The 5921-nt window shown below is 45.7% G+C and carries 5 protein-coding genes; 3 read left to right on the top strand and 2 right to left on the bottom strand.

The window, feature by feature from the left end:
- Positions 1–399: 399 nt before the first annotated feature.
- A complete protein-coding gene (locus tag H5073_RS02320; RefSeq protein WP_182676538.1) occupies positions 400–1845 on the bottom strand; it encodes an RsmB/NOP family class I SAM-dependent RNA methyltransferase in 1446 nt (481 codons plus the stop codon).
- 306 nt (positions 1846–2151) lie between these two features.
- Positions 2152–2838, bottom strand: coding sequence for a DUF2461 domain-containing protein (locus H5073_RS02315; protein ID WP_182676536.1), 687 nt, complete (start codon positions 2836–2838; stop codon positions 2152–2154).
- 517 nt (positions 2839–3355) lie between these two features.
- On the opposite strand from H5073_RS02315, the gene H5073_RS02310 reads away from it, so the two are divergent.
- From H5073_RS02310 to H5073_RS02300, 3 genes are read left to right on the top strand one after another with little or no spacing between them, the layout of a single operon-like run.
- Positions 3356–3787, top strand: coding sequence for a RimK/LysX family protein (locus H5073_RS02310; RefSeq protein ID WP_182676534.1), 432 nt, complete (start codon positions 3356–3358; stop codon positions 3785–3787).
- 1 nt (position 3788) lies between these two features.
- Positions 3789–4694, top strand: a complete 906-nt coding sequence (gene rimK / locus H5073_RS02305; protein ID WP_182676532.1) for a 30S ribosomal protein S6--L-glutamate ligase — start codon at positions 3789–3791, stop codon at positions 4692–4694.
- Entirely contained in the window at positions 4694–5704 is a 1011-nt protein-coding gene (locus H5073_RS02300; RefSeq protein ID WP_182676530.1) for a succinylglutamate desuccinylase/aspartoacylase family protein, read from the top strand. Before rimK ends, H5073_RS02300 begins: the two co-directional genes overlap by 1 nt.
- Positions 5705–5921 lie beyond the last annotated feature (217 nt).

Genomic DNA, 5921 nt, shown 5'->3' with positions numbered 1-5921 from the left:
GACGGCTTCATCTTTATATGCTTGAGGATAACTCTTATGTGATTTTTTTAGACTCATATAGACCTCTTAATTTATTGACCATACTGTCTCAAAATTAAGTGTCCGATGGAATTAGACCAGAACAGGTATGTGGGGTTTATTAACCGCTTACGCTAGAACCTAGAACCTATAACGGAACGCTGCGCTTACGGGAAAAGCAGGATAACGGACGACGGAACGCTGCGCTTACGGAAGACGGAACACTGCGTTTACCGAAATCCGTATTCTGTAGCCCGCAGGGCGTTCCGTAGTCGCGTAGCGGCGTTCGTCTTTGCTGATAACTGAATGCTGCGCTCACGGATTACGGAAAAAGCGAAAGATGGAATTCCGTATTCTGTAGCCCGTAGGGCGTTCAGTCTTCTAGGCGCTTTGCGCCTTAACCATCTTAGCGACAAACATGCCATCACTGTTGGCCTCTTGGGGCCAGACTGTGAGCATCTGGCTTGTTTCACCCCTAAATGGATGGGCAATTTCGACCAATTCAAACTCTGGATGCTTGGCCAAGAAGTCATTGACCACGGCTTGGTTCTCAGCAAACGCTAAGGAGCAAGTGGCGTAGACTAGCTGTCCGCCCGCTGTTACTGCTTTGCTGCTGCGAGTTAGAATATCCAGTTGTAATACGGGCTTGTCTTCAATGGCACTGGCAGTATCTATCCAGCGCATATCGGGATTTCTGCGCCAAGTGCCAGTGCAGCTGCAAGGCGCGTCCACTAAAACCCCATCAAATACATTTTCCTTTACTGGCAGGGCGTCGCTTTGCCATTTCGCTATGCTGATCCCAGCAAATTTTGCCCGTGCGGCGCGCTTTTTTAATTCCTCTAGTGCATGGCTTCGAATGTCTGATGATGTGATACTGCCACTTTCGCCGTTACTGCTATTGGCTTGTTGATACATTAACGATCTTAACTGTAAGGTTTTCCCCCCTGCGCCACTGCAAGTGTCCCACCAGTGCTCATCAGCCTTGGGCTGGCAAATTTGACCTATGACCTGTGAGCCTAAGTCTTGTACTTCTATTTTCCCTTGCTTGTATTGCGCCACTTCATTGAGATTAATGCTTTGAAACCCTAGGCTGAAAGCATCGCTAAAGTGAGGGGTCACTGTCGCTTCTATGCCCTGCTTAGCTAGCTCACTAACCAGCTGATCCCTTGATTGTTTTTGCACCCGAGCCCAAAGTGGTGGGCGGCTGCTCATGGCTTCAATCAGTGGCTGTGTGTCTTCCTGGTTTATATGACAATGTTGCCAAAACCACTTTGGCAATAAATCCTCTATTTTACATTCCGTTAAGTCCGTTAGCTCCTTAAAAGCCATTAACTTACCGTTGACACTGGGATCCGTGGTGAGTGCTTGCTCACTTCTGGTTATTCGTTTGCTTTTGAGCTTAGCAAAGCCTTGCCATGCATTGCGGATATCTTGCCAGCTGTGCTGCTCTAATAGGGCTGTGGAACTCAATAGCATAAACCAGTTATCGGCTGACAGATGGCCATTAACATCAGGGCTCAGTTGTTGTCCCCAACCCCACCAACGAAAGAGGCCAAAAAGGCTTTCGCGGATCACCCGTCGGTCTTTTGAGCCGTGCTTTTTATGTTCACGAAAGTAGTTGGCTAATACCCTATCTGCTGGCTGCTTAGTATCGAGGATCTGGTTAAACAAGCCATACAAGGTGCTGGCATAACTCAGGGCGCGTTTTTCGCTACTTGAATTGACTTCTAGTTCGTCGGTATTGAGCACCGCTTTAGGTGCTTGCTTAACTGAAGCGGCATGTTTAATTGAAGCGTCAGAGGCTGATGTTGAAGTGTTTTGAGTCATGAAAAAAGCCTGAAATAATGGCACTTAGCTCCCTTAATGCGTATTTAACGCTGGTGTGGAAGTATGGCAGTGCAGGGACACGCAAATTGGCGCTAGTTTAGCATAAGAAAATACAGGAAGCGCCTACGTCTGCTAAAGCGGTTGCGCTAACGGAAGACGGAACGCTGCGCTGCTAGAGAGTCGAACGCTACGCTTACTGAAGACAGAGCGCTGCGCTTACGGATAACGGAAAAGCGGAAGACTGGAAATCCGTGTTCTGTCGCACGTAGTGCGTTCGGTCGTCACGAAGTGATGTTCGTCTTTTTGTTAAAAATCCAATTCCAAGGCAAAACATAAATAATGCATCAGCGCGCTGGTGTGGGCGAATTGTTGGCTGCAAAATTCAACGAAGTCGGTACGGCACACTTGCTCAAGACTGATAGGCTTTACGGCGATAAAATCTTTACGTTTAAGCTCTTCAATTAATGGATGTTCTTTATCAAAGCCTCTAGGTGGGCGTACTAGACTACTACCAGAAAGCTCAAAACCAGCGGCAGTGAGTGCAGTGATAGCCTTTTGGTAACCATTGGGGTTTTCATCGATGCAATGACGTATGGCATTGAGGGCTTTGGCTTCAGGGTGCCAAATACCTGCGGCAATAAAGCAGCCATCGTTAGCTAAATGCAAATAGAGCCCTGGTGCATGGACATCTTTAGCTTGAAAATGACGAAATTGAATGCCGACATTGAGCTTGTAAGGGCTTTTATCATGACTAAAGCGGCTGTCTCTTTGAGGGCGCATTAGACTGCCACCGACTTTTTTTGCGACCGCGGTAAGCCTTGGAGATAGGCCGAGTATTGAACCGCTCATGGCCTCAATAAAATCCAGTGCTGGCGTGCGGATTTTCTGTTCATATTCCGCTTGGTTGGCCTTAAACCATTCGCGATTGTTGTTGCATTCAAGCTTGATGAGAAAATCAAAACTTGCAGGGGTAAAATGACTTGGGGTATGCATCGAGCGTCCCTTAAGGAATGGATTAGGAAAATGAAGCCATTAAAATAGCAATTCATGGTAAAAAATCAAAGACCTAGGCAGAATAAAATCATAAACTCTAGGCTGGTTTTTGCTGGTCATTTTTTGAACTTTTGAATTTTTAGTCGTTTAATTTTAGTGATACAACTACTGATAAGTTAAGATAAATGCCGCTTTGGTTTTTGTGGCGTTTTTGATGGTAAACATCTGAATTAATGCTGTTTCATTCTTGTTAACTTGACCTCTAATTTGTAGTAAAATCCACTTTGTGCTACTTTGAAGGCTCAACGCCTTGTTTTCTTATGATTAGCTTGGCGTTATCTTTTCGTTGCTATGGTGTTTTCTATGCCATACTAACCGTTTACTGACTCATCTGTAGTGAAAACCAAGGTTTTGAGCGCACAGGATACCCATGAAATAGCTCATAGGCTCATTGCATAACATGCTTAGTCGAGTTCCCCTGCTTTGGTGAGTAGCAAAATGTTAAAAAGGATAGACCATGACTGAAGATACCCTAGGTTTAGTGGGTTGGCGTGAGTGGGGCACATTTCCTGAAATTGGTAATGAAAAAGTCAAAATGAAGGTAGATACTGGGGCGCGCACTTCGTGCTTGCATGCCTTTAAGATTAAGCCCTTTCAAAAGAACAATGAAAAATGGATCCGAGTATGGTTTCATCCGGAACAAGAGTCAGATAGGGAAGTGGTATGTGAATTTCCTATTTTTGATCGTCGTGATGTCAGTGACTCTGGCGGCCACAGAACCAAACGTTACGTTATAAAAACGCCCATAGTCATGGGTGACAAGAAATTTGATATAGAGTTAACTTTAACGAATCGAGATAACATGAAATTTCGCATGTTACTTGGAAGGCGCGCATTGGAAGGGCGTTTCTTGGTTAATTCTGCTAAATCCTATCTAACTGGAGAATAAAATGCATATTGCTATTATGTCACGGAACAAGAATTTGTATTCGACACGTAGGCTCAAGGAAGCTGCCATTGCTCGCGGTCATGACGTAAAAGTTGTTGACCATATCAGCTGCTACATGAACATCAATATGACCTCTCCTAGCATTCACATGAAAGGCACTGAGTTGCCTAAGTTTGATGCAGTTATCCCACGTATTGGTGCTTCAGTAACCTTTTATGGTACTGCGGTATTGCGTCAGTTTGAAATGATGGGGGTGCACCCACTTAACGAATCCGTGGCCATTACTCGCTCACGTGACAAATTACGTTCACTGCAATTGTTATCTCGTAAAAGCATTGGCTTACCCGTTACTGGCTTTGCCAACAAACCATCAGATGTGCCTGATTTATTAGACATGGTTGGCGGCGCGCCTTGTGTTATCAAGCTACTTGAAGGCACCCAAGGTATTGGTGTGGTATTAGCAGAGACCCGCAAAGCGGCTGAATCTGTGATTGAAGCCTTTATGGGCCTTAAAGCCAACATCATGGTGCAAGAATATATTAAGGAAGCGGGCGGCGCGGACATTCGCTGTTTCGTTATTGGCGATAAAGTGATTGCCGCCATGAAGCGTCAAGCTTTGCCTGGCGAGTTCCGCTCAAACCTACACCGCGGTGGCAGTGCCACTATCGTTAAATTAACCCCAGAAGAGCGCTCAACGGCACTTCGTGCAGCCAAGACCATGGGCCTTAACGTTGCCGGTGTTGATATTCTGCGCTCGAAACACGGTCCATTGGTGATGGAAGTAAACTCATCGCCTGGCCTTGAGGGCATAGAGAAAGCCACTGGCATTGATGTGGCTGACAAAATTATTCAGTTTATTGAAAAAAATGTTAAAGCAACCAGCACTAAGACCAAGGGAGTCGGTTAATGGTTAAAAAACGTGAAGCATTCGAGTTTGGTGATAGCAGTGTAAAAGCCGGAACCCAAGAAAGCGTGAAATTACCGGCGGCGAAGTTGTATAACGACACACCGATGGAATTGCATGTCGAAGTGTTTCACGGCAGCAAGCCTGGCCCTGTGTTATTAGTTTGTGCCGCGATCCACGGTGATGAGCTTAACGGCATAGAAATATGCCGGCGCTTATTAAGTCGGATTAATGCTAAAACATTAACCGGTACTTTGCTGGTGGTGCCTATTGTGAACGTGTTTGGTTTTATTCAGCAATCGCGTTATTTACCTGATAGACGCGATCTTAATCGCTGTTTTCCGGGGAGCCCAAAAGGGGCACTAGCCAGTCGCTTAGCAAACTTGTTTTCAAGCCAATTAGTAAAACGTGCAACCCATATTGTCGATTTACATACGGGAGCTATCCACAGAGAAAACTTGCCACAAATTCGCTGTGATACTGATGATGAAACCATGCTAAGTATGGCTAATGCCTTCGGTGCGCCTGTGATTATGTCATCTAAAGCCCGTGAGGGTTCCATGCGTGGTTATGCCAATGAGCTTAATGTACCTTGTATCTTGTATGAGGCGGGTGAAGCGCTGCGATTTAGCGATCTCTCCATTAAGTCAGGTTTAACCGGGGTGATGAACGTGATGCGCAGCCTTGGCATGATTAAAGGTAAAGTACGGGCTAAGACAAGTGTTAACGCCAGTCGCAGTTATTGGGTGCGCAGTGAGTCTGATGGCCTTATCAATGTGAAGTTAAAACTTGGTCAGCGAGTCAATAAGGGCAATATTTTGGCTCATGTGGTCAATCCCCATGGCGGTGAGTCAGTGGCTCTTTTTGCACCGACTGATGGTATTATTATAGGTATCAGTAATATACCTGTAACTAATGAAGGTGAGGCCTTGTTTCATATTGCTCAGTTTGCCGGTGACGAAATTGAAGTCGCCAACGATAATTTGGATGATTTCTTAGCGGAATATTCATAAAAATAGAGCGCTTCGCTGCGAGGAAAAGAACAGGGCGCTTCGCTTCTAGAACCTAGGAATAAAGCTGGATTACGGATTACGGATTACGGATTACGGAACGCTGCGCTCACGGATAACGGAAATAACCGAAATCCGTAGTCTGTAAGCACGGAGTGCGTTCGGTAGTCACGAAGTGACGTTCGTACTGGTCGATAACGGAACGCTGCGCTCACGGATA

The sequence above is a fragment of the Shewanella sp. SR44-3 genome (assembly GCF_014163735.1).
Lineage (GTDB): Bacteria > Pseudomonadota > Gammaproteobacteria > Enterobacterales > Shewanellaceae > Shewanella.
Note: the sequence above shows the minus strand (reverse complement) of the source record. Positions and strands in the feature narration are given on the sequence as shown.

What these genes read in the sequence shown, in the direction of transcription:
- H5073_RS02320 (WP_182676538.1), bottom strand. Translation starts at nt 1,845, where the DNA reads ATGACTCAAAACACTTCAACATCAGCCTCTGACGCTTCAATTAAACAT.
- H5073_RS02315 (WP_182676536.1), bottom strand. Translation starts at nt 2,838, where the DNA reads ATGCATACCCCAAGTCATTTTACCCCTGCAAGTTTTGATTTTCTCATC.
- H5073_RS02310 (WP_182676534.1), top strand. Translation starts at nt 3,356, where the DNA reads ATGACTGAAGATACCCTAGGTTTAGTGGGTTGGCGTGAGTGGGGCACA.
- rimK (WP_182676532.1), top strand. Translation starts at nt 3,789, where the DNA reads ATGCATATTGCTATTATGTCACGGAACAAGAATTTGTATTCGACACGT.
- H5073_RS02300 (WP_182676530.1), top strand. Translation starts at nt 4,694, where the DNA reads ATGGTTAAAAAACGTGAAGCATTCGAGTTTGGTGATAGCAGTGTAAAA.